The organism is Microbacterium terregens (assembly GCF_039534975.1).
Classification (GTDB): Bacteria; Actinomycetota; Actinomycetes; order Actinomycetales; family Microbacteriaceae; genus Microbacterium; species Microbacterium terregens.
Window position 1 is genome coordinate 1,907,845 of the sequence record NZ_BAAAWH010000001.1, and the last position, 26,113, is coordinate 1,933,957.

Consider the following 26,113-nt stretch of genomic DNA (forward strand, 5'->3'; position numbering starts at 1 on the left):
CCTGCCCGGGCGCGCACCACGACCTCCCTCAGAGGGGAATGAGCCCTAGCCAGAGAGCTATCGCGATGACGGTCACGCAGCCTACAAGAGTGACGGAGAGGCCCGTGGAATGGTCCGCGATGAACCGTCCGAAGGTCCGGCGCTCACGTCCAGCCGTTGCACCCGCGTCTTCGCTCTCTGCCGCCATCAGTTCAGCGTCCAGCTCGTCGTCGACCTGCATGCCATCCGTCACGAGGACCCCATCAGTGGCGCGCGGCCCGTCCTGGCCGTCCGGCGCATCGTGGCCGTCGTCGGCGACGGATGACGCTCGGAGACGACCAATGGCCGGCAACCACCCTTGGCGCTCGAGCTCGACCGCGAGCCGTCGAGAAAGCCGCTCGACCTCTGCTCGATCTTGACCTGCAATCTCAGCGCTCGCCTCGAAGGCGGACTCCTTCTCGTAGATCCAGCCGCGGAGCACCCAGTAGGCAGCGGGCGCGCGCCGGTGCATGGACACCTCGATCGAGGTCGGGTCGAGCGGATGCTGCTCCATCGCATCTCGCAGGGCACCGAGGTCCCGGTGGCTGACCTGATTTCTGCCATCACCAGCCCGCCAGCGGGTGGGCTTGCTGAGCTCCCCCGCCGTGATGTCTCCCGCTCGTCGTTCGAGCTCGCCCAACGCCGCCCAGACCTCCGCGCCACTTGTCACCTCGACGCGCACAATGATCGTGAATCCCTCGGCCAACCGCCACCCCCGCCCATCGACTATCCGGCCCGTGGCATCCTATGCGACCTTGCAAGCAGCGCGGAGCCGGCGGGTCTGCTTCAGGTGAGTGCTGACGTCGACCCGGACTGCACCGAAGTCAGCGAGCTGACCTACCACCACGGTGTCGCCGTCACGGAGACCCGTAGCCGCTCGATCCCGCGCGCATTCGAGACGCGGTGCGCAGCGACCGGATAGTGTCGCGACATGGGCGAACTCCCAGAGCATGTTGCCGTCAATCGCGCGTACTGGGACGCCATGGCCCATGAGTGGGTCGAGGGCGGTGCGCGCGCCTGGACACAGGCCGAGCCCACCTGGGGTGTGTGGGGGGTCCCTGAAGGCGAACTCCACCTGCTTCCGGGCGACATGACCGGCATGCGGGCCATCGAACTGGGATGCGGAACGGGCTACGTGTCGGGGTGGATGGCACGAAGGGGGGCTTCGGTCACAGGGATCGACAACTCAGCCGAGCAACTCCGTACCGCCCGCAGGCTTTCTGAGCAGCATGGTGTGGCCCTCGAACTGATCCACGGCAACGCGGAGGCAGTCCCCTGCGCCGACAACTCCTTCGACTTCGCGATCAGCGAGTACGGAGCGGCCATCTGGGCGGACCCTTACGAGTGGATACCCGAAGCCCACCGTCTGCTGCGGCCGGGCGGGATCCTGGTGTTCCTCGGCAATCACGCACTGGTGAGCGTCTGCTCGCCGCTGGACGGGTCATACCCGATCGCACGCCGACTCGAGCGGCCATACTTCGGCAGCCATCGCCTGGACTGGCGGGACGCCGTCGATGACCCGGGCGGCATCGAATTCACCCTGACGTTCTCGGAGTGGATCAAGCTCTTCCGTGCGACCGGATTCGAGATCCTCGATCTGACCGAGATCCAGGCTCCGGCTGACGCTGTCGGATCGCGATCCGGCATCTCCGCAGACTGGGCGCGGGACTTCCCCAGCGAGCACGTCTGGACGCTTCGCCGGCGGGATCGATCCTCGCCGGGTTAGGCGCCGAAGTACTGGTTTCCCAGTGCCTTGCTCTTCAGGGCGTCGAATTCGCCCGCACTGATGGTTCCGGCATCCAGCAGGGCCTTGGCCTGGGCGATGTCGGCAGCGGGCGTACGCGACGACGCCGGACGGTAGTCATCCGCCTCCGGGACGGAACGGTTCCCGGCCGCGCTGCGCTCGGCCATGCCCTTGCCGCGCGCGATCATGTACACGAGGGCGGTGAGGAAGGGCACGAAGATCAGGAAGATGATCCACAGAGCCTTGACCCACCCGTTGAGTCGGTGGTCCCGGAACAGGTCGCCGATCACCAGGAAGACGACGAAGACGTACGCCGTGAAGTAGCAGATCCACAGCAGGAACCAGAAGAAGTCCCCGAAGCCCATGGCGGTACCCCCCTCAACGAGAATGATCGCGCTCAGCCTAGCGAGCGCGATCATTCACGGATACTGGTCCCGGTCACTCCCGCGACTGGTAGATCGGAGCCTTTCCGTGGACGGCGTCGCCGATCTTGTGAATGCGGATGTCGTTGGTCGACCCGATGATTCCGGGAGGGGACCCCGAGATGACCACGACACGGTCGCCCACCTGCGCGAGGTCGTTGGCGAGGAAGTAGTCATCCACCTGGATGAACATGCGGTCGGTGTGAGCGACGTGCTCGACGAGAGCGGACTGTACGCCCCAGGTCAGGGCCATGCGCCGACGGATCGCCGGGTCGGGTGTGAAGCCGATCATCGGGATGCGGGGGCGGAGGCGTGACATGCGCCGGGCGGTGTCGCCCGATTCGGTGAAGACGCAGAGGTACTTGGCCTCCACGAACTCGGCGACTTCCATCGCTGCCAGCGTGATCGCGCCACCCTGGGTGCGCGGCTTGTTCGTCAGTGGCAGGATCCGCTCCAGGCCGTGGTCCTCGGTCGAGGCGATGATGCGGGCCATCGTCTCGACCACGACGACCGGGTACTTGCCGACGCTGGTCTCTCCCGAGAGCATCACGGCGTCCGCGCCGTCCAGGACGGCATTGGCGACGTCGCTCGTCTCGGCACGCGTGGGCACCGGATTCTCGATCATCGACTCGAGCATCTGCGTCGCGACGATGACGGGCTTGGCCATGCGTCGGCACAGTTCCACGGCGCGCTTCTGCACGATCGGCACCGCCTCCAGGGGAAGCTCCACGCCCAGGTCACCGCGCGCCACCATGATGCCGTCGAACGCGTCGATGATCTCTTCGAGGTGATCGACCGCCTGCGGCTTCTCGATCTTCGCGATGACGGGGATGCGGCGCCCTTCCTCGGCCATGATCACGTGCACGCGCTGGACGTCCTTCGCGCTGCGCACGAACGACAGGGCGATCAGGTCGGCGCCGATGCGCAGACCCCAGCGAAGGTCGTCCTCGTCCTTCTCCGACAGAGCCGGGACGTTGACCGCGACGCCGGGCAGGTTGATGCCCTTGTTGTTGGAGACCGGACCGGCCACGATGACCTCGGTCGTCACGACGGTGTCATTCGAGTCGATGACCTTGACCTTGACCTTGCCGTCGTCGATCAGCAGGAAATCACCCGGATTGACATCGGCCGGCAGACCCTTGTAGGTCGTGGAGACGAGCTCCTTGGTGCCCGGAATGTCTTCGGTCGTGATCTTGAAGATGTCACCGACCGCGAGATCGTGCGGCCCGTCGGCGAACTTGCCGAGTCGGATCTTGGGGCCCTGCAGGTCGACCAGGATGGCGACGGCCCGACCTGCATCATCGGCCGCCTTGCGCACGTTGGCGAAGTTCGCCTCGTGCACGGTGTAATCACCGTGGCTGAGATTCAAGCGTGCGACGTCGACGCCCGCATCTATGATCGCTCGCACCTGCTCGTACGTGGAGGTCGCAGGTCCCAAGGTGGCGACGATCTTGGCACGTCTCATCGGTATTTTCACTCCGAGTACTTCAGTGGGGGGTCTGGCAGAGTTGCCGCGGCAAGCCTACGCGGGCTGAAGGCCGATCGCGACATCGGACGGGCGCACCGGCGAGGGCAGCGAGGTCGCGCCCATCAGGTACTCGTCCACGTTCGCCGCGGCCGCGCGACCTTCCGCGATCGCCCAGACGATCAGCGACTGACCGCGGCCCGCGTCGCCGGCGACGAAGACGCCGGGTGTCGCCGTCTGGTAGTCGTCTTCTCGGTCGACACTCCCGCGCGCCGTGAACTGCGCACCGAGCTGATCCTCGAGGAACGTGCGCTCCGGCCCGGTGAAGCCCATCGCGATCAGCACCAGATCGGCCGGAATATCGCGCTCCGTGCCGCTCTTGGGTACGCGGCGGCCATCCACGAACTCGGTCTCGGCGACGCGCAGGGCACGCACCTCTCCCCCGCGGTTGCCGAGGAACTCGACGGTCGACGCCAGGTACGACCGCTCACCGCCCTCCTCGTGGGCGGAGGACACCTCGAACAGCGTCGGCGACATCGGCCACGGCTGATGGTCGGGACGCGACCCGGGAGGCTGCGTGCCGATGGCGAGGTTCGTGACGCTCAGCGCGCCCTGACGATGGGCGGTGCCGATGCAGTCGGCGCCGGTGTCGCCGCCGCCGATGACGACGACGTGCTTGCCGGCAGCGGTGATCTGGTTCGGAACCGCATCGCCCGCGAGCGCCTTGTTCGACTCGATGAGGAATTCCATCGCGAAGTGGACACCGGCCAGGTCGCGGCCGGGGATCGGCAGTTCGCGCGGCACCGTGGCGCCGGTCGCGACCACCACGGCGTCGTATCTGGCCCGCAGGTCGTTCCAGGTGATGTCCGTGCCGATCTGAACGCCGGCGCGGAAGCGGGTGCCCTCGTCCTGCATCTGACGCAGCCGGTGCTCGAGGTGTCGCTTCTCCATCTTGAAATCGGGGATGCCGTAACGCAGGAGTCCGCCGATCCGATCGTCCCGCTCGTACACGGCGACCGTGTGTCCGGCGCGCGTGAGCTGCTGAGCGGCGGCGAGTCCGGCCGGGCCCGACCCGACGACGGCGACCGTCTTGCCTGTGAGCCGCTCGGGCGGCTCCGGCTCGACCCAGCCGCTCGCGAACGCCTCGTCGATGATCGACACTTCGATCTGCTTGATGGTCACGGCCGGCTGGTTGATGCCGAGGACGCAGGAGCTCTCGCACGGTGCGGGACAGAGCCGGCCGGTGAACTCGGGGAAGTTGTTGGTGGCGTGCAGGCGTTCGATCGCCGACCGACCCTCACCGCGCCAGGTGAGGTCGTTCCACTCCGGGATGAGATTGCCCAGCGGGCACCCCTTGTGGCAGAACGGGATGCCGCAGTCCATGCAGCGGCCGGCCTGACGACGCAGGACGGCGGTATCGCCGGGCTCGTAGACCTCTTTCCAGTCCATGATGCGCACCGGCACCGGCCGACGGGGCGGCAGTTCGCGCTCGGTCACCTTCAGAAAGCCTTTGGGGTCAGCCACCGGTCACCTCCAGGATGCGGGTCCAGACGACGTCGCCGTCGGGGTCGAGGCCCTCGGCGACGGCCTCCTGACGGGTCAGCAGCACCGCGGCGTAGTCGCGGGGCATGACGCGAACGAAGTGGTCCAGTTCGGCGTCGAAGTTCCCGAGGAGCGATGCCGCGAGAGTCGAGTCCGTCTCGGTCAGGTGCTGCTGAAGCAGGTCCCGCAGGATTTCGGCATCCCCGGAGCCGAGCTCGGCGAGCTCCAGCTCTCCGGTGGCCAGCGCGTCATGGTTCACCAATGTCGGATCGAGCCGGTAGATGTAGGCGCTGCCGCCGGACATCCCCGCGCCCAGGTTGCGGCCGGTGGCGCCGAGGATGACGGCCAGGCCGCCGGTCATGTACTCCAGGGCGTGGTCGCCGACGCCCTCCACGACCGCGGTGGCGCCGGAGTTGCGGACGAAGAACCGCTCCCCCACGACGCCGCGCAAGAACATCGTGCCCTGAGTGGCGCCGTAGCCGATCACGTTGCCGGCGATCACGTTCTTCGAGGCGTCGAAGGTCGCCCCGCGTGGCGGTCGGATCACGATCTGACCACCCGAGAGACCCTTGCCGACGTAGTCGTTGGAGTCGCCTTCGAGACGCAGGGTGATCCCGGCGGGCATGAAGGCGCCGAAGGACTGCCCGGCCGACCCGGTGAGGTTGACCACGATCGATCCGGACGGCATCCCGTTCTCGCCATGGGCGAGTGTGACGTGGTGGCCGAGCATGGTGCCGACCGCGCGCTCGGTGTTTCGGATCGGCAGGTCGAACGCGATGGTGCCGCTGTGGGCGATGACATCGCGGGCCGCCTCGATGAGCGGTACGTCGAAGTGCGCGTCCAGCTCGTGCTGCTGCGAGCGGGTGTTGTGCCGCGCCTGATCCGGGCCGAACTCCGGTCCGGCGAGGATCGGCGCGAGGTCGAGCCCGCTGGCCTTCCAGTGCTCCACGGCGCCGTTGATGTCCAGCATCTCGTGGTGTCCGACCGCCTCTTCGAGCGAGCGGAATCCGAGTTCGGCGAGGTACTCGCGAACCTCCTGCGCGATGAACTCCATGAAGTTGACGACGAACTCGGGCTTGCCGGTGAATCGCTCCCGCAGGACCGGATTCTGCGTGGCGACACCGACGGGGCACGTGTCCAGGTGGCAGACGCGCATCATGACGCAGCCCGAGACCACCAGCGGCGCCGTCGCGAAGCCGAACTCCTCGGCGCCCAGCAGCGCGCCGATGATGACGTCGCGACCGGTCTTGAGCTGGCCGTCGACCTGAACCACCACCCGGTCGCGCATGTTGTTCAGCATGAGGGTCTGCTGGGTCTCGGCCAGGCCGAGCTCCCACGGTGTTCCCGCGTGCTTGAGCGAGTTGAGCGGGCTCGCCCCGGTCCCGCCGTCGTGGCCGGAGACCAGGATCACGTCGGCAAGAGCCTTCGCGGTGCCGGCGGCGACCGCGCCGATGCCGGACTGACTCACGAGCTTCACGTGCACGCGCGCCTTCGGGTTGGCGCGTTTGAGGTCGAAGATCAGCTGTTTGAGGTCTTCGATCGAGTAGATGTCGTGATGCGGCGGCGGCGAGATCAGTCCGACGCCGGCCGTCGCGTGCCGCGTGCGGGCGACCCACGGATAGACCTTCGTCGGGGGCAGCTGACCTCCTTCGCCGGGCTTGGCGCCCTGGGCGAGCTTGATCTGGATGTCGTCCGCCTTGGTGAGGTACAGGCTGGTCACGCCGAAACGGCCGGAGGCGACCTGCTTGATCGCGCTGCGACGCTCCGGGTCGAGGAGGCGGTCGACGTCTTCGCCGCCCTCACCGGTGTTGGACTTGCCGCCCAGCCGGTTCATCGCGATCGCGAGCGTCTCGTGGGCCTCCTGGGAGATGGAGCCGTAGCTCATCGCACCCGTCGAGAACCGCTTCACGATGGAGGAGACCGGCTCCACCTCGTCGATCGGGATGGGCGAGCGCACGCCGGAACGCAGCGCGAACATGCCACGCAGCGTCTTCAACTCGGACGCCTGGTCATCGACGAGCTTGGTGTACTCGCGGAAGATGTCGTAGCGGCGCGTGCGGGTCGAGTGCTGCAGGCGGAACACGGTGTCGGGGTTGAACAGGTGCGGCGAGCCATCGCGGCGCCACTGGTATTCGCCGCCGGTCCACAGTCGTTCGTGCGCGCGCACCGCCGCGTCCTCGGGATACGCGTAGTCGTGACGGGCCTGATTCTCGGTGGCGATCTGCTGGATGCCGATGCCTCCCAGCTTGGACTCCGTGCCGGTGAAGTACCGGTCCACGAACTCCTCGCTCAGACCGATCGCCTCGAAAGCCTGGGCCCCGGCGTACGAGGACACCGTCGATATGCCCATCTTCGACATGATCTTCAGGACGCCCTTGCCGAGCGCGTAGATGAGGTTCTTGACCGCCTTCTGCGGGGGGATGCCGGTGATGTAGCCGGTCCGCACCAGCGACTCCACCGTCTCCATCGCCAGGTACGGGTTGACCGCGGACGCGCCGTAGCCGATGAGCGTGGCGACGTGGTGGACTTCGCGCACATCCCCCGCTTCGACGATCAGGCCGACCTTCATGCGGTTCTGGCGGCGGATCAGGTGATGGTGGATCGCCGAGACCATCAGCAGCGAGGGGATCGGGACGAGGTCCTTGTTCGAGTCGCGGTCGGACAGGATGATGAACTCCGCGCCGTCGCCGATCGCGTCGTCGACCTCGGCGCACATCTCCTCGAGCCGCTGCCTCATCTGATCGGGGCCGGCGTCGAAGTGGTAGAGCCCCCGGATCGTCACACTGGAGCGCTCCGGCAGGGCGCGCTGGATGTGCTGGATCTTCGCGAGCTCGTCGTTGTCGATCACGGGGAAGTCCAGGGTCACCGAGCGAGCATGCTCGGGTCCCCAGGACAGCAGGTTGGACTCCGGGCCGAGGCCGAGTTTGAGGCTGGTGACGACCTCTTCGCGAATCGAGTCCAGCGGCGGGTTGGTGACCTGGGCGAACTGCTGAGTGAAGTAGTCGAACAGCAGACGGGGACGCTCGCTGAGCACGGCCACAGGCGTGTCGCTGCCCATGGCCCCGAGCGGCTCGGCACCGTTCTGACCCATCGGGGTCAGGAGGATGCGCACCTCTTCCTCGGTGTAGCCGAACGTGCGCTGGCGCCGGGTGATGGAGGCGATCGGATGCACGATGTGCTCACGCTCGGGCAGATCCGCCAGGCGCACGCGTCCCGCGTCGAGCCACTCGGCCCACGGTTCCTGCTCGGCCAACTGCGCCTTGATCTCGTCCTCTTCGACGATGCGCCGCGCGGCCGTGTCGACGAGGAACATCCGGCCGGGGCGCAAGCGTCCACGGCGCTTGATCCGCTCCGGCGCGAAGTCGAGCACACCCGTCTCGCTGCCGATCACGATCAGACCATCGGTGGTCTCGGTCCAGCGGCCCGGGCGCAGCCCGTTGCGATCCAGCGTGGCGCCCACGAGCGTGCCGTCGGTGAAGATGAGCGCCGCCGGTCCGTCCCACGGTTCCATCTGCATGGAGTGGTAGTCGTAGAACGCGCGCAGCTTCGGATCGATGTCCGCCTGCTTCTCGTAGGCCTCCGGCACCATCATCATGATCGCGTGCGGAAGGCTGCGACCGGTGAGCGTCAGCAGCTCGAGGACCTCGTCGAACGACGCGGAGTCGCTCGCTCCCTCCGTGCAGATCGGCAGCAGCGGATCGATGTCCCCCAGCAGCTCGGATTCCAGCTGCGACTGGCGGGCGCGCATCCAGTTGCGGTTGCCGCGCACGGTGTTGATCTCGCCGTTGTGCGCAAGCATGCGCAGCGGCTGGGCCAGCGGCCACGACGGAAAGGTGTTGGTCGAGTAGCGGGAGTGGACCACGGCGAGCTCGGACGCGAATCGCTCGTCCTGCAGGTCGGGGTAGAACGGTTCGAGCTGCAGGGTTGTGACCATGCCCTTGTACCCGATCGTGCGGGATGAGAGCGAGACGATGTACGAACCCAGCTCGTTGCGTGCGCGCTTGCGCAGCCGGAAGACCCTGCGGTCCAGTGCGATACCGGACAACGCCGCGTCCTCGCCGACAGCAGGACGCGAGACGAACAGCTGCTCGAAGACGGGCCGGGCTTCGAACGCCAGTTTGCCGAGGTGCTCGTCGGCGGTCGGGACCTCACGCCACCCGAGGAGGACGAGGTTCTCGCTCACGGCGATCCGCTCGATTCCCGCCTTCTCTGCCTGGCGGAGCTCCTCGTCCCGGGGCAGGAAGATCATGCCGGCGGCGTACTCGCCCACCGGCGGCAACACGAAGTCCACGACTGCGCGGAGGAAGGCGTCGGGCATCTGAGTGAGGATGCCGGCACCGTCACCGGTTCCCGCGTCGGAGCCGATCGCGCCGCGGTGCTCGAGGTTGCGCAGCGCAGTCAGCGCGAGGTCGATGATGTCGTGCCCCGCCTCCCCGCGCAGGGTCGCCACCATGGCAAGCCCGCAGGCGTCCTTCTCGAAGGCAGGGTTGTACATTCCCTGCTTCGGCGGAAGCGTGCCGAAGGCGTGCTCGGCGGTTCCGGGCTCGTGCCTTTCAAGACCAAGGCTCGAAGACATACCTACCGTCCTCACATCGATGCTCAAGATGGGACGACGTCGGCCCTGAATTACGGCAGCCGGTTCACCATGCGGTGAAACGCTACTTCGAGGCGACTGTGCTTGTGGCGGTGCCCGGAGCGAGTTCGTCGGCCGGTGGTTCGCTGACGTCGACGAAGTCGCCTTGCGATTGTACAGTGCCCGGAGGCGACCATTCGCGGCCGCGGACGTACGGCGACGCCTCCAGCCCCGGATGCCGCTTCTTCTGGAGGAAGAAGATGACCAGACCGAGGACGACACCGATGATCGCCGCCCAGACGTTGCTGCGCAGCCCGAGGATGATCTCGCTGGGGTCGAGGCGGATCGACTCCCACACGATGCGGCCCGCGCTGTACCAGACGAGGTAGAGGCCGAACAGCCGGCCCCACTGCAGACGGAATCTGTGGCCGACCCACAGCAGGAACAGCACGCCGAGCGTGTTCCAGATCACCTCGTACAGGAAAGTCGGGTGAAAGAGGGTGCCGGGCGCCAGACCCGCGGGGAAGGCCGCGTTGTCGCTGTCGATCTCCAGGCCCCAGGGCAGGTCCGTGGGCAGGCCGAACAGCTCCTGGTTGAACCAGTTGCCGAAGCGTCCCATCGCTTGCGCGAGCAGCAGCCCCGGCGCGAGGGCGTCGGCGAAGGTCCAGAACCGGATGCCGGTCCACCGGCAGCCGAGCCAGGCTCCGATGGCGCCGCCGATCAGGGCGCCGTAGATCGCGATGCCGCCCTCCCAGATGCGGAAGATCGCCCAGAAGTCCGTGCCCTCGCCGAAGTAGAACCCGGGATGGGTGAGGACGTGGAAGATCCGCGCTCCGATGATGCCCAGCGGCACCGCGATGAGGCAGATGTCGATCACGACCCAGGGCTCGGCTCCGCGACGGGTCAGGCGCCAGTTCGTGAGCAGGACGGCGGCGATGATGCCCGCGATGATGCACAGCGCGTAGATGTGGATCCGCAGGGGTCCGATGTCGAAATAGCTGACCGTCGGGCTGGGGATGCTGGCGAGCACACCGTGGACCGCGCTCGTGGTGGCGAACAACATGCGTACGAGTCTAGGCGCGGCGTCGCGTGCCTGCAGACAGGGCTCGAGCCGTCTCGGCCAGGCCCTCCAGGCCGCCGTCGCGGAGCGCGCGCACGAGCGCCGTGCCGACGATCGCGCCATCGGCATAGGCGAGCACACCGCTGACCTGCTCGGCCGTGGAGATGCCGACTCCGACGCACGTGCGCAGGGAGGCCGAGCCGCGGACACGAAGCCTCTCCACCAGACGGCGGGCCGCGGCATCCAGCTGTGCGCGTTCTCCGGTGATGCCCATGGTCGACACTGTGTAGACGAAACCGGTGGATGCCTCGATGATCAGGTCGAGACGCTCATCGGTGGACGTCGGTGCGGCCAGGAACACGCGATCCAGACCGGTGCGCTCGCTCGCGGCGATCCAGTCCGCGGCGGCGTCGGGGGTGATGTCCGGCGTGATGAGCCCGGCACCGCCCGCGGCCAGGAGATCATCGGCGTAGCGGTCCACGCCGTACTGCATCACCGGGTTCCAGTACGACATCACCAGAACGGGTACGTCGACGCGGCGAGTGATCTCACGCATCGCGGTGAAGGTGTCCTGCAGGCGGAAGCCTGCCGCCAGAGCGGTCTGGGTCGCCTCTTGGATGACGGTCCCGTCCATGACGGGGTCCGAGTACGGGGGGCCGAGCTCGAGCACGTCCACACCGTTCTCGGCGAGAGTGACCGCGGCATCGATGCTGGTCTGCAGGTCGGGGAAGCCCAGTGGGAGGTACGCGACGAATGCCCCGCGCCCGTCCGCGTGCGCGGCGTCGATCGCGGCCGATACGCGTGAGGTCACAGCTTCGTCCCCTCGCCCTTGGCTTCTTCGGCCGGGGCCGGGGTCGCGACCGGCGGACCCTCCAGCGCCGCATTGGCGTCGTAGAGCTCGAAGTAGCGCGCCGCGGTGTCCATGTCCTTGTCGCCGCGTCCGGACAGGCAGATCGCGATCACCGCATCGGGGCCGAGCTCACGACCGATGCGGATGGCACCGGCGAGGGCGTGCGCGGACTCGATGGCGGGAATGATGCCCTCCGTCTCGGACAGCAGCCGCAGGGCCTGCATGGCTTCGTCGTCGGTCGCCGGGATGTACTCGGCGCGTCCGATCGATGCGAGCCAGGCATGCTCAGGGCCCACGCCCGGGTAGTCCAGGCCGGCCGAGATCGAGTGGGACTCGATGGTCTGGCCGTCCTCGTCCTGAAGCACGAACGTTCTGGCGCCGTGCAGGACGCCGGGGCGACCGCGTTCGATGGATGCCGCGTGCCGGGGAGTGTCGATGCCGTCACCGGCTGCTTCCACGCCGTAGAGCGCGACTCCTTCGTCGTCCAGGAACGCATCGAACATGCCGATGGCGTTGGATCCCCCGCCGACGCAGGCGAAGACGGCGTCCGGAAGACGGCCGATCTCGTCGAGCAGCTGCGCGCGGGCCTCTTCGCCGATGATCCGCTGGAAGTCCCGGACCATCGCCGGGAACGGGTGCGGGCCCGCGGCGGTTCCGAAGATGTAGTTCGTGGTCTCCACGCTCGCGACCCAATCGCGGTAGGCGTCGTTGATCGCGTCCTTGAGCGTTCGCGATCCTGTCGTGACCGGAATCACCTCCGCGCCCAGCAGCCGCATACGGGCGACGTTCAGCGCCTGGCGCTGCGTGTCCACCTCGCCCATGTAGATGGTGCAGTCGAAGCCGAAGAGCGCGGCGGCGGTGGCCGTCGCAACGCCGTGCTGGCCCGCCCCGGTCTCGGCGATCACCCGCGTCTTGCCGAGGCGCTTGGTCAGCAGCGCCTGGCCGAGCACGTTGTTGATCTTGTGCGAGCCCGTGTGGTTCAGATCCTCGCGCTTGAGGAAGATCCGCCCCCCGCCGGCGTGTGCGGCGAACCGGGGCACTTCGGTCAGCGCCGACGGCCTTCCGGCGTACGAGTGCAGCAGGCCGAGCAGCTCGACCTCGAACGCGGGATCGGCCATGGCGTCCTCGTAGACGGCCGTGAGCTCGTCGATCGCGGCGATGAGCGACTCGGGCATGAAGCGCCCGCCGAACTCACCGAAATAGGGTCCGGGTGCCTCGCGCAGACTCATGATCCAGCCTCCAGGAAAGCAGTCAGGGTGGCGACGGGATCCCCCGTCACCAGGGCTTCGCCGATGAGCACCACGTCGGCGCCGGCGGCTCGGTAGTGGGCGACGTCCGCCGGCGCCAGCACCGCAGACTCCGCGATCTTGATCGCGTCGGCGGGGATGCGGTCGGCCAGGCGCCCGAACAGGTCGCGGTCGAGCGCGAATGTCGAGAGGTCGCGTGCGTTCACGCCGATCAGGCGGGCGCCGATATCGGCTGCTCGAGCGACCTCTTCGGCGGAGTGCGTCTCCACCAGCGGCGTCATGCCGAGCTGGATCGTCAGGGCGTGCAGGCGCTCGAGCACGTCCTGCTCGAGCGCGGCGACGATCAGCAGCACCAGATCAGCGCCGGATGCCCGCGCCTCGAGCACCTGGTACTCGGTGGCGATGAAGTCCTTGCGCAGCACAGGCAGCGCCACCGCCGCGTGCACGGCCTCGAGATCGGCGAGGCTGCCCTTGAACCGCCGGCCCTCGGTGAGCACCGAGATCGTGGCCGCACCGCCCTGCTCGTACAGGCGGGCCTGCAGCGCGGGGTCCGGGATCGTCGCGAGATCGCCGCGCGAGGGGCTGGCTCGCTTGACTTCCGCGATGATCTTCACACGGGGGGCGGGAGCGAGGAATGTCAGCGCATCCCGTGCGGCGGGTTGCGCGAGAGCCGCCTGTTCCACGACGGCGAGGGGCCGAGTCGAGGCGCGCGCCTCGGCGTCCTCAACCGCGCCGGCCGTCAGGTCGGCGAGCATGCTCCGACTCACGTGCGATTGCTCAGCACGAGTGTTCAATGCTCTTTCGGCGTGTACTTCGCGCCGTTGACGCCCCAACCCGCCTTGGCAAGGGCCCAGCCGACGAGCGCGCCGACGACGAGGAGCCCAGCGGATGCCCACACCAGCCACACCACGTCGAACCAGTAGGCGACCGTGCCGAGCGAGACCGCCGCGAGCATGATGATGACGGCGGTCCATGCGGCAGGCGAGTGTCCGTGACCGGGGTCGCCGATGGGGTTGCTCATTGAATTTCCTCCGAGATAGCGCGGGTGCGGCAAGTCTAGCGGGGTCCGGCAGTCGGCCCCGCGGTCGGGTCGGCGCCGCGGGACATGTCGTCCCACGAGTCGATGGCGTCGAACGGGCGGGATGCCGTTCCTGCAGTGGGCGCGGAGGCGACCGCGTCGGCGTCGTACTTGCGGCCGCTCCTGCTCCACGTGCGGGCGGACACGAGCGTGAAGAGCCCGGCGGCGAGCAGCACGATGCAGCAGGCCACGGTGAGGCCGGGCCACGCTGTCGCGGTGACGGATGACACCATTTCGGCGACGGCATCCTCACCCGTGATCCCGGTGGCGGTCGTGACGGTGGAGGCGACGGCACTGATCGGGCTCTGGACGGCGATCAGCGCGCTCAGCCATCCCAGGAGGACGGCGATGGCCACGGTCAGGGCGCCGAAGACGATCCGAAGCACGAGGCCCACGATCGACAAGGCGGCGCCGAGCGCCAGCACGGCCAGGCTGAGCGGTGTGAGGACGGGCACCGCCGCCGCGCCGGCGACGGTGAGGGTGTGCTGGGCGCCGTCGTCCAGGGTGGCGACCAGCCACGTCTGCGTGGAGGAGATCACGCCCATCGCACCGACGGCCAGCGTGGTGAGAACCGCGATGAGGCGCGCGCGCCGGTTCATCGGGACGGGCCCGCGACGGCGCGCAGGTCGTCGGCGTCGAAGCATGTGCGTGTGCCGGTGTGGCACGCCGGGCCGACCTGGTCGACTTCGACGAGGATGGCATCGCCGTCGCAGTCCAGCCGTGCGCTGCGGACGAGTTGGATGTTCCCCGACGTGTCGCCCTTTCGCCAGTACTCCCCGCGAGAGCGGGACCAGAACGTCACGCGGCCTGATGTGAGCGTGCGGCGCAGTGCCTCGGCATCCATCCACCCCAGCATGAGGACTTCGCGCGTGTCCCACTGCTGGATGATCGCGGCCACCAGCCCGTCCGCGGTGAAGGTGACCCGCGCGATGCGGTCGTCCACGGTCTCGGTCATTTCCGCACCTCGATCCCTGCGGCCGCCATCGCGGCCTTCACCTCGCCGACGGTCAGTTGACCGGAATGGAAGACACTGGCGGCCAGCACAGCGTCGGCACCGGCATGGATGGCCGGTGCGAAGTCCTCGGCGCGGCCCGCTCCGCCGGACGCGATCACCGGCACGCTCGAGACCTCGCGCATGAGAGCGACCAGTTCCAGGTCGAATCCCGTCTTCGTGCCGTCGGCGTCGATCGAGTTGACCAGCAGCTCCCCCGCGCCGCGTTCGATGGCCTCACGTGCCCAGTCCACTGCATCCAGCGAGGTCAGCGTGCGGCCGCCGTGCGTCGTGACCACGAAGCCGGAGTGCGTACCGGGCGCGCGTTTCACATCCAGCGACAGAACGAGCACCTGCGCGCCGAAGCGATCCGCGATCTCCGTGACCAGATCGGGCCGCGCGATCGCCGCGGAGTTCACGCCCACCTTGTCGGCGCCGACCCCCAGCAGGCGTGCCACATCGTCCGCCGAGCGGACGCCTCCGCCGACGGTGAGGGGAATGAAGACCTCTTCGGCCGTGCGCCGCACCACGTCGTAGGTCGTGGCTCGCTCATCGACCGTGGCGGTGACATCCAGGAACGTCAGCTCGTCGGCACCCTGGGCGAAGTATTCGCGCGCGAGCTCGACGGGATCGCCCATGTCTCGCAGGTTCTCGAAGTTCACGCCCTTGACGACGCGTCCTGCCGCGACGTCCAGGCACGGGATGACTCGGCACACAAGCGCCATCGCTACAGCCTCGCGTTGTGGATGGCCGTCACGAGGATCGCCCGTGCGCCGATGGCGTACAGCGCGTCCATCACCAGGTTCACGTCCTTGCGTGCGCTCATCACGCGCACCGCGACCCATTCCGGGTCGCGCAACGGAGAGATCGTCGGCGACTCGATGCCGGGTGCGATCGCCACGGCGGCGTCGATCAGATGCACGGGAAGGTCGTAATCGATCAGCACGTAGCGGCGCGCGACCATCACCCCGCGCAGCCTGCGCAGCAGAGTCTGGGTGCCGTCGACCTCTTCCGGCGCGCCGATCAGCACGGCCTCGGACTGCAGGATCACCGGACCGAAGATCTCCAGCCCGGCCTGGCGCAGGGTGGTGCCGGTCGAGACGACATCGGCGACGGCATCCGCCACGCCCAGGCGCACAGCCGACTCGACGGCGCCGTCGAGGGGGACGAGATCAACGGCGACGCCCCGCTCGTCGAGGAAGCCGTCCACCAGTCCCGGGTAGGCGGTCGCGACACGGACGCCCTCGAGATCCTCCACGGCTGTGAAGGCACCGGGAGGCGAGGCGAAGCGGAACGTCGACTCGCCGAAGCCGAGCGCCTCGATCTCGCGCGCGCCGGGCATCCTCGCATCCAGCAGCAGGTCGCGTCCGGTGATGCCCACATCCAGCGCGCGAGAGCCGACGTAGGTCGCGATGTCCTTGGGGCGCAGGTAGAAGAACTCGACCTCGTTGGCCGGGTCGATGACGTGGAGGTCCTTCGGGTCGCGCCGGCCGGTGTATCCCGCCTCTTGGAGCATCTCGGCGGCGGTGTCGGCGAGCGACCCCTTGTTCGGCACGGCGATTCGCAGCATGGCGGAGGAGCTTTCGGATTCGGGGCGGTCGGCGGGGTGCGGCTCAGAGATGTCGGTAGACATCTTCGAGGCTGAGGCCCTTCGCGAGCATCAGGACCTGCAGGTGATACAGCAGCTGCGAGATCTCCTCAGCCGCGGCATCCGTCGACTCGTACTCGGCAGCCATCCAGACTTCGGCCGCTTCTTCGACGATCTTCTTGCCGATCGCGTGGACGCCTGCGTCAAGCTGCGCCACGGTTCCCGATCCGTCGGGTCGGGTGGCGGCCTTGTCAGCCAGCTCCGCGAACAGCGTGTCGAACGTCTTCACATTGCCAGGGTACCGAACCGGGGCGTGCCCGAGCGCCGCCGGGGCTCAGTGGGCGATGATGCTCAGCCCGATCACCAGCGCCCCGAGGAGCGTCGTCGAGGCGATGCCGGCCAGTCGCCAGCCCCATGTGCTGCCGTTGCGGGCCGCGTTGGCGTACCCGATCAGCGCCAGCAGCACGATGCCACTGCCGAGCGCGAGAAAGTACGCGGTGTACTCCTCGACGATTCCAAGCGCCCCCAGAGACAGCAGCAGCGCCGGGATCAGCATCGCGACGAGCATGCCGTACGTGTGGCGGATGCCGTGGCTCAGTGCGGTCCGCAGGGGCACGGGCGGCGCCGCGGCGCGGCTGGCGACGACGGACGCGTAGATGTGCGCGAGCCAGAACACCAGGACGGTGCCGACGACGAACAGGAGCACCTCGAGGTCGGTGTCGTCATTCCACCCCACGGCGATCAGCGCGGTCACCAGGACGATGCCGTAGACCCCGTGCTCGCCGCTGTAGGCGCTGAGCACGTGACGCGCCGGTCTGGCCGCGGCCGCCCGCAGAGCACTCGTCGCAGGCGGGACGGGCGCGGCCGCCCGGCTCGCCGGCTCGTCGGGAGGTGGGGGGACCGACTCCATCGCTGTCCTTTCAGTGCGCGTGTCGGTGACGCGCCGCAGTGGTCCGCAGTGCCGAGATCGCGGTGTCGGGATCGGCAGCCCCGAAGACGGCGGAGCCGGCGACGAACGTGTCCGCCCCGGCTTCGGCGGCCTGTGCGATCGTGGACTCGCTGATCCCGCCGTCGACCTGCAGCCAGACCGCGGAGCCGCGGCGGCGGGCCTCGTCGGAGAGCAGACGCAGCTTCGGCATCGTCTCGGGCATGAACGACTGACCGCCGAATCCGGGTTCGACCGTCATCACGAGGATCTGGTCGAACTCGTCGAGCACGTCGAACAGCCCCTCGATCGGCGTGGCCGGCTTGACGGCGATCCCGGCGCGGGCGCCGATGGCACGCAGGCGGCGTGCGAGCGCGACCGGATCGGTCGCCGCCTCGAGGTGGAAGGTGACGGAGGCGGCGCCGAGCTCGGCGTATTCGGGAGCCCACCGCTCGGGCTGGTCGATCATCAGGTGCACGTCCAGGGGGACGGGACTGGTGTCCTGGATGCGCGCGACCATCTGGGGCCCGAAGGTCAGGTTCGGCACGAAATGGTTGTCCATGATGTCCACGTGGACGAAATCCGCGCCGGCGATGCGCGCCAGTTCCGCCTGCATGTTCGCGAAATCGGCGGCCAGGATGCTCGGGTTGATGCGCACCGCGCTCATAGTCCCCGCACGTCGTTGGTCTCGGTCTTCCTCAAGGCTGTGCACGCGTCCATTATGGTCGAGCGCCTGACGCACCCACGCCGGTCACGGTCAGGGCCGCCGCAGCAGCGTGATGGACATCGCATCCGTGTTGTGGCGGTGCGGCCACAGCTGCGCCCGACCGGAGCCGTCCTTCTGGGCGGGGAGATCCGGTTCGGCGCCCGAGATGGCTCGGAGCACCTCGCGGGCGTCGAGCTCTTCGAGCGAACCTCCGAAGGCGCGTTGCACTTCGCTGACGACTCCCGCGGTCTCACCCAGGTGCGGCGAGCAGGTGACGTACGCGACCACGCCGCCGGAGCGCAGACCGCCGATCGCCGAAAGGAGGAGCTCCCCCTGCAGCTGCGTCAATTCGGCGACGTCGGCCGGGGATTTGCGCCACCGCGCTTCGGGCCGTCGGCGCAGAGCGCCGAGTCCGGTGCATGGCGCGTCGACCAGGATCCGGTCGTAGGCGCCGGCACCCGGCCGCACCCGTCCGTCCTCCTCCGACACCGGCACCTCGAGCGGGATGCCGGAGATCGCCTGCCGCACCAGGCCAGCGCGCGCGTGCGAGACCTCGTTCGCCTCTACGCGCGCCCCCACCTGCAGGGCCTCGGCGGCCAGCACCGCCGTCTTGCCTCCCGGACCGGCGCAGAGGTCCAGCCACACCTCCCCCGGCTGAGCGGGAAGGGCCCGGGTCAGCGCCAGAGCCGCGAGCTGAGAGCCTTCATCCTGCACGCGGACCGTACCGCCCGACTCGCGGACGAGTCGCTCGGGGTCGCCGCCGCCGAGCCGGAATCCGAACGGCGAGTACGGCGTGTGCCGCGCGTCCTCAGGCAGTTCGGCGAGGCCGGGCAACGCCGCCATCGTGACGCGGGGCGCCGCGTTGTCCGCGGTCAGGAGGGCCTCGAGCTCGTCCGCGCGACCTTCGGCCGCCAGCGCCCGTCGGAACGCCCGGACGACCCACACCGGGTGCGAGTGGACCAGCCCGAGGCGTTCGTCGTCGGAACGCGCGCTGGCAGCGACCCGCGACATCCACTCCCCCGGCGTGTCCCGCGACACCCGGCGCAGCACGGCGTTGGCGAAACCCGAGGCGCCGCGGCTGCCGGCACTGCGGGCCAGTTCGACGGACTCGTTCACCGCCGCGTGCGAAGCGACGCGCGTCGAGAGCAGCTGGTGCACGCCCAGACGGAGGGCATCCAGCACCGCCGGGTCGATCTCCTGGATGCCGCGGTCCGCAGCGATCTGGATGACGGCGTCGTAGGTGCCCTGGCGCCGCAGCGTGCCGTAGGTCAGTTCGGTGGCCAGTGCGGCGTCCGCGGTGTTCAGCCCCGCTCGGGCGATGGCCTTCGGGAGCAGCAGATTCGCGTAGGCGTCCGACTCGTTCACCGCGCGGATCGTCTCGAAGGCGACCCGCCGGGAGGTGTCCGCGGAGCTCACGAGCCGGCCCGAGGCGGGGTGCCCGCGTCGCGGCGACCGCGCCACCAGTCTGCAGGGTTCATGGGGGCCTTTCCGGCGGGTTGGACCCGGTCGAGCGTGACCGGATCGGTGGCGGTGCCGACCAGGACGACGCCACCGTGCGTGGCAACCGCCCCCGGCTCGAGGTGCGGTGCGTTCTCGGGTGCTTCGCTTGCGGCGAGGATCTTCACCCGTGCGCCGTCGAACGTCGTGTGTGCGCCGGGCTCGGGGGTCACTCCGTGCAGGCGCGCCAGCACCGCGTCCCGGGACTCGTCCCATCGCAGCCGGCCGTCCTCGTCGCCGAGCTTCGGGGCGAGCGTCGCGACCCCCGTTTGCGGGGTCGCCCGCGCGGCGCCTGCGGCGATCGCATCGACCACCTCGTGCAGCAGCGTGGCTCCCTCGACGGACAGCGTACTCAGCACGTCGCCGGCGGTCGCGCCGTCCGGAACGGCGTACTCGCGCGCGGCGTACACGTCTCCCGCGTCGAGCGCGGGCACGAGCTGGAACACGGCCGCGCCCGTCACGGGGTCCCCCGCGATCAGAGCGTGCTGCACCGGCGCCGCGCCTCGCCAGCGCGGGAGCAGCGAGAAATGCAGGTTGATCCAGCCGCGGGCCGGCGCGGACAGCAAGGGTTCGCGAACCAGACCGCCGTACGCCACGATCACGCCGAGGTCGGGTTCCAGTGCCGCGATCTGTGCTGTCGCTTCGGCGTCCAGCCGATCCGTGCGGATCGTCGGGATCCCGAGCTCCTGGGCCGCGGAAGCCACGGGGGAAGGCGTGATCACCCGCTTGCGGCCCACGGGGGCGTCCCGGCGGGTGACGACGGTCACGATCTCGTGCTCGGATGCCGCGAGCAGGCGCAGCGAGGGAACTGCGGCATCGGGTGTGCCGGCGAAGACGAGGCGCATGGCGTTCCTCACAGATCCAGATCGGGTACGTCGACCCGCACTCTGAGTGTATGGCGTGCGCCCGCGGCCGTGCCCGGTGCCCTGGTCTTCGGGTTCTTCCGCACGCGCAGCGCATCCGCGACGATCGAGCTGCGCAGGCTCTCGGTGACCCGCGCCCCGAGGGCGTATTCGAAGCGGACCAGCGCGCGCGCGCCGGCGTCCGTGGGCACGGGACCGAGGATCGCTTCGTTCTCGAGTGCCGGCACCGTCTCGCGAAGCGCACCCAGCGCGGCATCGACCGCCGCAGCGCTGCCCTCCAGCGCCGCGACGCGCACGGTGGGCGGCATCCGAAGGGGTGCGCGATCCGCCAGTTCCGCGCGGGCGTACGCGGGCTGCGTCCAGGTGGCCAAGGCGCGGGCGACCGCTCCGGTGACGCCGACCAGGTGGACGGGCGCTCCGGGCGCGGCCAGGGCCGCCGCGTTGGACCACCACCGCAGGCACGACTCTCCGATGCGCAGATCCTCCGCGAGCAGCATCCGGTCGCCGTCGAGCAGGATGACCGTGCGATAGCCTCCCTCGGCGACGGGCTCGGCGCCCCGCGTCGCGACGACGAGCGCCGGGCGGTCGTCCACGGTCAGGACCGGGTGGTCCCCGTCGGCCAGGATGATCCGGGTCTCGGGGAAGGCGCGGCCGAGTTCATCCGCTGTGCGCTCGCTGCCGGACGAGGCCATCCGAACCCGCACCGACTCGCAGCGCGGGCACACCCACGAGGTCGCCGGTCGACCGCACCAGCCGCACTCGGGCACAGCGCCGCGTCGCGCGGCGTGCAACGGCCCGCCGCAGGCGGCGCAGCGCGCCGGTGTGCGACAGTCGGCGCAGACCAGCACGGGGGCGTACCCGGGGCGGGCCACCTGGACCAGCACGGGCCCGGTCCGCAGCGCTTCGCGCGCCGCCGCGAACGCCGCCGAGGGCACGCGGGCGCCTCGGGACTCGCCCTCCTTCGTCGCACTGAGCACCACCCGTGGCGAGGCGCGGCGCGCCGCGGAGACATCGCGCACCCAGCCCAGCGACACGAGACGCTCGACATCCGTTGTGCGCGTGTGCCCGGCGAAGACCACGGCGCACTCGTCCAGCTCCTGCCGGATGAGCGCGGCGTCACGCGCGTGCACCCCGGGGCTCAGGGGCTCCGCAAGCAGCGGGTCCCCGTCATCCCAGATCGCGATCAGCCCGGGCGCGTGCACGGGCGCGTAGACGGTGGACCGGTTGCCGATGACGATGCAGGGCACGGGGGCGAGCATGCGCAGGTATGCGGAGTACCGGGCGGGCGAGGTCTGGCGCGCGTCGTTGCGGAGAATCGCGTCCGCCGGTGCGCGGCCGGCGAGGGCGGCTTCCAACTGAGCCTGGTCTCGGTGATCCGGCACCACGAGGATCGCGCTTCGTCCGGCCGCGAGCGTGCGCACGGCGACCGCGGCGAGCAGCACCGCCCACGAGCCCGTGGTCCCTCCGTCCGACAGGCGCGCCGGCTCCGGGCGCGCATCGAGCGCGCCGCGTCCGCGGTCATCGAGACACTCCACGAGGGCGGGGTAGGCCCGCAGCAGAGTCTCTGTCCACTCCCGGTTGTCCTCGCTCACGATCGGGACGGCCGGCCCGTCGCCGGCGAGCCACGCCTTCTCTGCGCGGACCATGCGCTTGGGGATCGCCAGACGCAGGATGTCGGTGGCCGAGCCGGCAGCCCGGTCGGCCGCGCGCCTCGCCAGCGCATACAGGCCAGGAGTGAGCAGGGGGATCGTCGAGACGACGGCGTCCACTTCGGAGAGCGGACGGTCGGTGGCATCCGGCTCTCCGAGCTCGACGACGTACCCGTCCACCATGCGACCGGCGCTGCGCAGGGGTACGCGGATGCGCACGCCGGGACGCACATCGGCGGCCAGGGGCTCGGGGACCGCGTAGTCGAAGAGACGATCGAGCTGCGGCAGGGGTGAGTCGATGAGGACGCGCGCGACACGCCGCGCGGTCATCGTAGAGGGTGCCCCGCCGAGAGGCGGTGCGGTGTCGGGTACCCCGCCGAGAGGCGGTGCGGTGTCGGGTACCCCGCCGAGAGGCGGTGCGGTGTCGGGTGCCCCGCCGAGAGGCGGTGCGGTATCACAGCCCGGCGGCTGCGCGCAGGTCGTCGACGCGGTCGGTGCGCTCCCACGTGAAGTCGGGCAGTTCGCGGCCGAAGTGTCCATAGGCGGCGGTCTGCGCGTAGATCGGGCGCAGCAGGTCGAGCTGGTCGATGATGGCCTTCGGGCGCAGGTCGAAGACGTCGAGGATCGCCCGCGTGATCACCTCGTCGCCGACGTGACCGGTGCCGAACGACTCCACGTAGAGCCCGACCGGATTGGCCTTGCCGATCGCGTAGGCGATCTGCACCTCGAGGCGGTCGGCCAGGCCGGCGGCCACGGCGTTCTTGGCGACCCACCGCATGGCGTAGGCAGCGGAACGGTCGACCTTCGAGGGGTCCTTTCCGCTGAAGGCGCCCCCGCCGTGTCGGGATGCCCCGCCGTAGGTGTCGATGATGATCTTGCGTCCGGTGAGCCCGGCATCGCCCTTGGGACCGCCGGTGATGAAGGGACCCGCGGGGTTGATGTAGAACTGGACGTCCGGCATCGCGAGGCCGGTGGCCTCCAGGACCGGGTCGATGACCTCGGCGCGAACGGCGGCGCGCAGGGCCTTCTGCGAGATGTCGGGGTGGTGCTGCGTCGACAGAACGACGGACTCCACGGTCTTCGGGATCTGCCCGTCGTACCCGAGCGTCACCTGGGTCTTGCCGTCCGGACGCAGAAAGGGCAGCGCGCCGCTGCGGCGGGCGTCGGCGAGACGTTCGGCCATGCGGTGAGCGGTCCAGGCGGCCATCGGCATCAACTGAGGCGTCTCGGTGGTCGCGTAGCCGAACATGATGCCCTGGTCGCCGGCGCCCTGCTCGTCACGAGGGTCGGTGGATCCGCCCTCGCGGCGTTCGAACGCCTTGTCCACCCCGGCCGCGATGTCGGACGACTGCGCGCCGATCGACACGCTCACGCCGCACGAGTCCCCGTCGAAGCCGGTGTCGCTGGAGGTGTAGCCGATGCGGTTGACGACTCCTCGGACGATCGCCGGGATCTCGACGTACGCGCTCGTGGACACTTCGCCCGCCACGTGGACCAGGCCCGTGGTGACCAGCGTCTCGACTGCGACGCGGCCGTGCGGATCCTCGGCGAGGATCGCATCGAGGATGCTGTCCGAGATCTGGTCGCAGATCTTGTCGGGGTGCCCCTCCGTCACGGACTCGGACGTGAACAGACGCAGCTCGGTCATCGATGCTCCAGGTTCCTGGCGGAGTCGGGTGGGGTCGCACCAGTATGGCGGCCGAGACCGACACCGCCGTCAGGCGGGGTCACCGCACCGCCCGGCGTGGGCGGTGCACACGCGGCGACGCCGTGATCACTCAGCCGGGCGAAGGCGGAGCTTGTCCTCGTGGATCTCGTGCAGGGCGATGGTGAGCGGCTTGTCCTCGACGGTGGAGTCGACCAGCGGGCCCACGTTGTCGAAGAGGTTGCCCTCATGCAGGTCCGAGTAGTAGTCGTTGATCTGGCGCGCGCGCTTGGACGCGTAGATGACGAGCTGGTACTTCGAGTCGACCTTCTGGAGCAGGCTGTCGATGGGGGGATCGATGATCCCCTGGTTCTTTCCGGCCACGGCGAAACCTCCTGGGTTTTTGCGACGGATGTCGGGTGAAAACGTGTCGGCGCTCTCAGGCGCGCGAAGATGGGCGCGGCGGCGCCTGGACCAATTCTACGACCTCGCGGGCCGCCGCGGCGACGTCGTCGTTGACGACGCGGAAATCGAACTCATGCTGAGCCGCCAATTCGGACTTCGCTGTGCGCAGGCGCCGCGCCCGTTCCTCGTCTCCCTCGGTGCCTCGGCCGATGAGACGCTGCACGAGCTCGTCCCAGCTGGGGGGAAGGAGGAACACCAGTGTTGCCGAGGGTTCGGCCGCGCGGACCTGCCGCGCGCCCTGAAGATCGATCTCGAGCAGGACGGTGCGGCCGGCTGCCAGCGCTTCCTCGATCGGCCGCCGGGGTGTGCCGTAGCGGTACTTGTTGTGCACGGTGGCATGTTCGAGGAGCTCGCCTGAATCGATCAGACGATCGAACTCGGCGTCGTCGACGAAGAAGTAGTGCTGGCCGTCGATCTCTCCGGGCCGGGGCGGTCGTGTCGTCGCCGACACGGAGAGGTGGATCTCCGGGTGGTGCTCATGGATGTGCGCGGCGACGGTCCCCTTGCCCACGGCCGTCGGTCCGGCGAGCACGACGAGTCGGCTGCGGCCGCTGCGGGAGGCCCGTTCCGGCCAGCGGGCGTCCAGGAACGAGCTCAGCACGCGACGCTGGCGGGCGCCCAGACCGCCCAGCCGTTTGACGGGCGAGATCTGCAGCTCTTCGAGGATGCGGTTGCGCTTGCCTTCGCCGATCGCGGGGAGGCTGGTGAGGTATTCCGTCACGCGCATCGTGCCGGCGGGCGAAGTCGGGTCGGCGAATGCTCGGCGCGCGAGCTCCTGCGGCGTGATCACGCGCATCGCGACGTCCTTCTTGAGCGAGGCGCGGGCGCGCCGCGCGGCGACGGCCCGACGGGATGCCTCGACCCGATCCACCTCGGGCGGTCGCGTCGGCGAGCCGACGGCGGGGCGGCGAGCTCCCGCGTCGGGCGTCTGGGAATCAGCCATGCGAGCTCCTGTACTCCTGGACCCGCGAATCGATGGCCTGCGCGAGCCCGGCGGGTCCCGCCGACAGCAGGCTGCGGCTCTCCGATGCGATGACGAGCGGGGCAGAGGCGCCGAACCGGCGGTGGAGGTCCGCGGGGCCGGCGCCCTGGTGCCCGAAGCCGGGCGCGAGGATCGGCGTCGGCGGGGCCACGGCGTCCAGCCCGGCATCGGTCCAGTCCACCGTGGAGCCGATCACCAGCCCGATGCTCGCCCACGACGCGTCGGGAGTCCTCGCGGTGTTGCGCGCCGAGACCTCCGCGACGATGCTCGCCGACACGGTGCGGCCGTCGGTCAGCGTCGCGCGCTGCGAGGGGAAGGCGTCCGGGTTGCTCGTCGCGGCCAGGACGAAGACGCCCTTGCCGGCGCGCTCGGCGAGTTCGAAGGCTCCCTCGAGGGCGCGGACGCCCAGGAACGGGTTCGCCGTCATCGCGTCCGACTCCAACGGTGAGCCGGGGGTCAGCCACGCCTGGGCGTACGCGTCCATGGTCGACCCGATGTCGCCGCGCTTGGCATCGGCGATCACGATCAGTCCGGCCGTGCGTGCGGCGGCGAGCACGTCCTCGAGGGCGGCGAAACCCGCCGAGCCGTATCGCTCGAAGAAGGACACCTGCGGCTTGACGATGCCGACACGACCGGCCGCGGCATCCACCACCCGCAGGCCGAACTCGCGGGCACCGGCCGCCGACGCCTCCAATCCCCATGCCGACAGGAGCTGCTCATGCGGATCGATCCCGACGCACAGCGGGCCGAAGCCGGCAAGAGCCTCGCGGACGCGGTCGCCGAACCCCGTTGCGGTCAACCTC

At 69.4% G+C, this 26,113-nt stretch carries 25 protein-coding genes and 1 pseudogene; 2 read left to right on the forward strand and 24 right to left on the reverse strand.

The genetic code is table 11. The features are described from left to right. Positions 1-28: 28 nt before the first annotated feature. Complete coding sequence (locus ABD655_RS08705; RefSeq protein WP_344713248.1) at positions 29-724, reverse strand: hypothetical protein; 696 nt, start codon at positions 722-724, stop codon at positions 29-31. A gap of 54 nt (positions 725-778) precedes the next feature. Here ABD655_RS08705 and ABD655_RS16960 point away from each other — a divergent pair. After that, positions 779-880 (forward strand): annotated as a pseudogene (locus tag ABD655_RS16960) (AraC family transcriptional regulator); the annotation flags it as partial. Between the two features lie 69 nt (positions 881-949). Next, positions 950-1,744, forward strand: a complete 795-nt coding sequence (locus ABD655_RS08710) for a class I SAM-dependent methyltransferase (protein WP_344713250.1) — start codon at positions 950-952, stop codon at positions 1,742-1,744. Here the strand turns inward: ABD655_RS08710 and ABD655_RS08715 are convergent. The 23 genes from ABD655_RS08715 to pyrF all read right to left on the reverse strand — a co-directional run bounded on the left by ABD655_RS08715 (position 1,741) and on the right by pyrF (position 26,109). Next, complete coding sequence (locus tag ABD655_RS08715; RefSeq protein WP_344715763.1) at positions 1,741-2,127, reverse strand: PLDc N-terminal domain-containing protein; 387 nt, start codon at positions 2,125-2,127, stop codon at positions 1,741-1,743. The two genes, ABD655_RS08710 and ABD655_RS08715, sit on opposite strands and share 4 nt — an antisense overlap. Before the next feature lie 73 nt (positions 2,128-2,200). Next, complete coding sequence (gene pyk, locus ABD655_RS08720) at positions 2,201-3,649, reverse strand: pyruvate kinase (protein WP_344713252.1); 1,449 nt, start codon at positions 3,647-3,649, stop codon at positions 2,201-2,203. Positions 3,650-3,706: 57 nt separating this feature from the next. Then, complete coding sequence (locus tag ABD655_RS08725; protein WP_344713254.1) at positions 3,707-5,173, reverse strand: glutamate synthase subunit beta; 1,467 nt, start codon at positions 5,171-5,173, stop codon at positions 3,707-3,709. Beyond that, positions 5,166-9,767, reverse strand: a complete 4,602-nt coding sequence (gene gltB / locus ABD655_RS08730) for a glutamate synthase large subunit (protein ID WP_446685847.1) — start codon at positions 9,765-9,767, stop codon at positions 5,166-5,168. The genes ABD655_RS08725 and gltB overlap by 8 nt, the downstream gene beginning before the upstream one ends. Before the next feature lie 82 nt (positions 9,768-9,849). Further along, positions 9,850-10,827 (reverse strand): prolipoprotein diacylglyceryl transferase, encoded by a 978-nt coding sequence (gene lgt / locus ABD655_RS08735; RefSeq protein WP_344713255.1) that lies wholly within the window; start codon positions 10,825-10,827, stop codon positions 9,850-9,852. Positions 10,828-10,837: 10 nt separating this feature from the next. Next, positions 10,838-11,635, reverse strand: a complete 798-nt coding sequence (gene trpA, locus ABD655_RS08740) for a tryptophan synthase subunit alpha (RefSeq protein ID WP_344713256.1) — start codon at positions 11,633-11,635, stop codon at positions 10,838-10,840. Then, positions 11,632-12,903 (reverse strand): tryptophan synthase subunit beta, encoded by a 1,272-nt coding sequence (gene trpB, locus ABD655_RS08745; RefSeq protein ID WP_344713258.1) that lies wholly within the window; start codon positions 12,901-12,903, stop codon positions 11,632-11,634. Before trpB ends, trpA begins: the two co-directional genes overlap by 4 nt. Continuing rightward, positions 12,900-13,676, reverse strand: coding sequence for an indole-3-glycerol phosphate synthase TrpC (gene trpC / locus ABD655_RS08750; protein ID WP_344715768.1), 777 nt, complete (start codon positions 13,674-13,676; stop codon positions 12,900-12,902). The genes trpB and trpC overlap by 4 nt, the downstream gene beginning before the upstream one ends. A gap of 35 nt (positions 13,677-13,711) precedes the next feature. Next, on the reverse strand, positions 13,712-13,942 hold the full coding sequence (locus ABD655_RS08755; RefSeq protein ID WP_344713260.1) for a DUF6704 family protein: 231 nt from the start codon (positions 13,940-13,942) through the stop codon (positions 13,712-13,714). Positions 13,943-13,977: 35 nt separating this feature from the next. Then, positions 13,978-14,598, reverse strand: coding sequence for a Trp biosynthesis-associated membrane protein (locus ABD655_RS08760; RefSeq protein WP_344713262.1), 621 nt, complete (start codon positions 14,596-14,598; stop codon positions 13,978-13,980). After that, entirely contained in the window at positions 14,595-14,954 is a 360-nt protein-coding gene (gene hisI / locus ABD655_RS08765) for a phosphoribosyl-AMP cyclohydrolase (protein ID WP_344713264.1), read from the reverse strand. The genes ABD655_RS08760 and hisI overlap by 4 nt, the downstream gene beginning before the upstream one ends. After that, positions 14,951-15,715 (reverse strand): imidazole glycerol phosphate synthase subunit HisF, encoded by a 765-nt coding sequence (hisF, locus tag ABD655_RS08770; protein WP_344713266.1) that lies wholly within the window; start codon positions 15,713-15,715, stop codon positions 14,951-14,953. Before hisF ends, hisI begins: the two co-directional genes overlap by 4 nt. Positions 15,716-15,717: 2 nt before the next feature. Next, the gene (gene hisG / locus ABD655_RS08775) at positions 15,718-16,560 is read right to left on the reverse strand and encodes an ATP phosphoribosyltransferase (protein WP_344715769.1); all 843 of its coding nucleotides are present in this window, start codon (positions 16,558-16,560) and stop codon (positions 15,718-15,720) included. A gap of 43 nt (positions 16,561-16,603) precedes the next feature. Then, positions 16,604-16,867 carry a phosphoribosyl-ATP diphosphatase gene (locus ABD655_RS08780; RefSeq protein WP_344713268.1) on the reverse strand — a complete coding sequence of 88 codons (264 nt, stop codon included), beginning with the start codon at positions 16,865-16,867 and terminating at the stop codon, positions 16,604-16,606. A 45-nt stretch (positions 16,868-16,912) separates the two neighbouring features. Then, positions 16,913-17,488, reverse strand: coding sequence for a hypothetical protein (locus ABD655_RS08785; RefSeq protein ID WP_344713270.1), 576 nt, complete (start codon positions 17,486-17,488; stop codon positions 16,913-16,915). A 10-nt stretch (positions 17,489-17,498) separates the two neighbouring features. Beyond that, complete coding sequence (gene rpe / locus ABD655_RS08790) at positions 17,499-18,170, reverse strand: ribulose-phosphate 3-epimerase (RefSeq protein ID WP_344713271.1); 672 nt, start codon at positions 18,168-18,170, stop codon at positions 17,499-17,501. A 90-nt stretch (positions 18,171-18,260) separates the two neighbouring features. Continuing rightward, positions 18,261-19,625, reverse strand: a complete 1,365-nt coding sequence (locus tag ABD655_RS08795) for an RsmB/NOP family class I SAM-dependent RNA methyltransferase (RefSeq protein ID WP_344713272.1) — start codon at positions 19,623-19,625, stop codon at positions 18,261-18,263. Beyond that, positions 19,622-20,551, reverse strand: a complete 930-nt coding sequence (fmt, locus tag ABD655_RS08800; RefSeq protein ID WP_344713273.1) for a methionyl-tRNA formyltransferase — start codon at positions 20,549-20,551, stop codon at positions 19,622-19,624. The genes ABD655_RS08795 and fmt overlap by 4 nt, the downstream gene beginning before the upstream one ends. Before the next feature lie 8 nt (positions 20,552-20,559). Further along, positions 20,560-22,548, reverse strand: a complete 1,989-nt coding sequence (locus tag ABD655_RS08805; protein WP_344713274.1) for a primosomal protein N' family DNA-binding protein — start codon at positions 22,546-22,548, stop codon at positions 20,560-20,562. 124 nt (positions 22,549-22,672) lie between these two features. After that, positions 22,673-23,866 carry a methionine adenosyltransferase gene (metK, locus tag ABD655_RS08810; protein WP_344713275.1) on the reverse strand — a complete coding sequence of 398 codons (1,194 nt, stop codon included), beginning with the start codon at positions 23,864-23,866 and terminating at the stop codon, positions 22,673-22,675. Positions 23,867-23,992: 126 nt separating this feature from the next. Then, positions 23,993-24,247, reverse strand: coding sequence for a DNA-directed RNA polymerase subunit omega (gene rpoZ / locus ABD655_RS08815; protein WP_257522662.1), 255 nt, complete (start codon positions 24,245-24,247; stop codon positions 23,993-23,995). 55 nt (positions 24,248-24,302) lie between these two features. Continuing rightward, positions 24,303-25,271 (reverse strand): guanylate kinase, encoded by a 969-nt coding sequence (gene gmk, locus ABD655_RS08820; protein ID WP_344713280.1) that lies wholly within the window; start codon positions 25,269-25,271, stop codon positions 24,303-24,305. Next, positions 25,264-26,109 carry an orotidine-5'-phosphate decarboxylase gene (gene pyrF, locus ABD655_RS08825; RefSeq protein ID WP_344713282.1) on the reverse strand — a complete coding sequence of 282 codons (846 nt, stop codon included), beginning with the start codon at positions 26,107-26,109 and terminating at the stop codon, positions 25,264-25,266. Before pyrF ends, gmk begins: the two co-directional genes overlap by 8 nt. Positions 26,110-26,113: the final 4 nt, after the last annotated feature.

Excerpts from the sequence above, each read along its gene's own strand:
- pyk (WP_344713252.1), bottom strand. The coding sequence starts at position 3,649 with ATGAGACGTGCCAAGATCGTCGCCACCTTGGGACCTGCGACCTCCACG.
- ABD655_RS08715 (WP_344715763.1), bottom strand. The coding sequence starts at position 2,127 with ATGGGCTTCGGGGACTTCTTCTGGTTCCTGCTGTGGATCTGCTACTTC.
- rpe (WP_344713271.1), bottom strand. The coding sequence starts at position 18,170 with ATGAGCGCGGTGCGCATCAACCCGAGCATCCTGGCCGCCGATTTCGCG.
- hisG (WP_344715769.1), bottom strand. The coding sequence starts at position 16,560 with ATGCTGCGAATCGCCGTGCCGAACAAGGGGTCGCTCGCCGACACCGCC.
- gmk (WP_344713280.1), bottom strand. The coding sequence starts at position 25,271 with ATGGCTGATTCCCAGACGCCCGACGCGGGAGCTCGCCGCCCCGCCGTC.
- trpB (WP_344713258.1), bottom strand. The coding sequence starts at position 12,903 with ATGAGTCTGCGCGAGGCACCCGGACCCTATTTCGGTGAGTTCGGCGGG.
- ABD655_RS08710 (WP_344713250.1), top strand. The coding sequence starts at position 950 with ATGGGCGAACTCCCAGAGCATGTTGCCGTCAATCGCGCGTACTGGGAC.
- gltB (WP_446685847.1), bottom strand. The coding sequence starts at position 9,767 with ATGTCTTCGAGCCTTGGTCTTGAAAGGCACGAGCCCGGAACCGCCGAG.
- metK (WP_344713275.1), bottom strand. The coding sequence starts at position 23,866 with ATGACCGAGCTGCGTCTGTTCACGTCCGAGTCCGTGACGGAGGGGCAC.
- trpC (WP_344715768.1), bottom strand. The coding sequence starts at position 13,676 with ATGCTCGCCGACCTGACGGCCGGCGCGGTTGAGGACGCCGAGGCGCGC.
- fmt (WP_344713273.1), bottom strand. The coding sequence starts at position 20,551 with ATGCGCCTCGTCTTCGCCGGCACACCCGATGCCGCAGTTCCCTCGCTG.
- ABD655_RS08785 (WP_344713270.1), bottom strand. The coding sequence starts at position 17,488 with ATGGAGTCGGTCCCCCCACCTCCCGACGAGCCGGCGAGCCGGGCGGCC.
- lgt (WP_344713255.1), bottom strand. The coding sequence starts at position 10,827 with ATGTTGTTCGCCACCACGAGCGCGGTCCACGGTGTGCTCGCCAGCATC.
- hisF (WP_344713266.1), bottom strand. The coding sequence starts at position 15,715 with ATGGCGCTTGTGTGCCGAGTCATCCCGTGCCTGGACGTCGCGGCAGGA.
- ABD655_RS08760 (WP_344713262.1), bottom strand. The coding sequence starts at position 14,598 with ATGAACCGGCGCGCGCGCCTCATCGCGGTTCTCACCACGCTGGCCGTC.
- ABD655_RS08755 (WP_344713260.1), bottom strand. The coding sequence starts at position 13,942 with ATGAGCAACCCCATCGGCGACCCCGGTCACGGACACTCGCCTGCCGCA.
- hisI (WP_344713264.1), bottom strand. The coding sequence starts at position 14,954 with ATGACCGAGACCGTGGACGACCGCATCGCGCGGGTCACCTTCACCGCG.
- ABD655_RS08805 (WP_344713274.1), bottom strand. The coding sequence starts at position 22,548 with ATGACCGCGCGGCGTGTCGCGCGCGTCCTCATCGACTCACCCCTGCCG.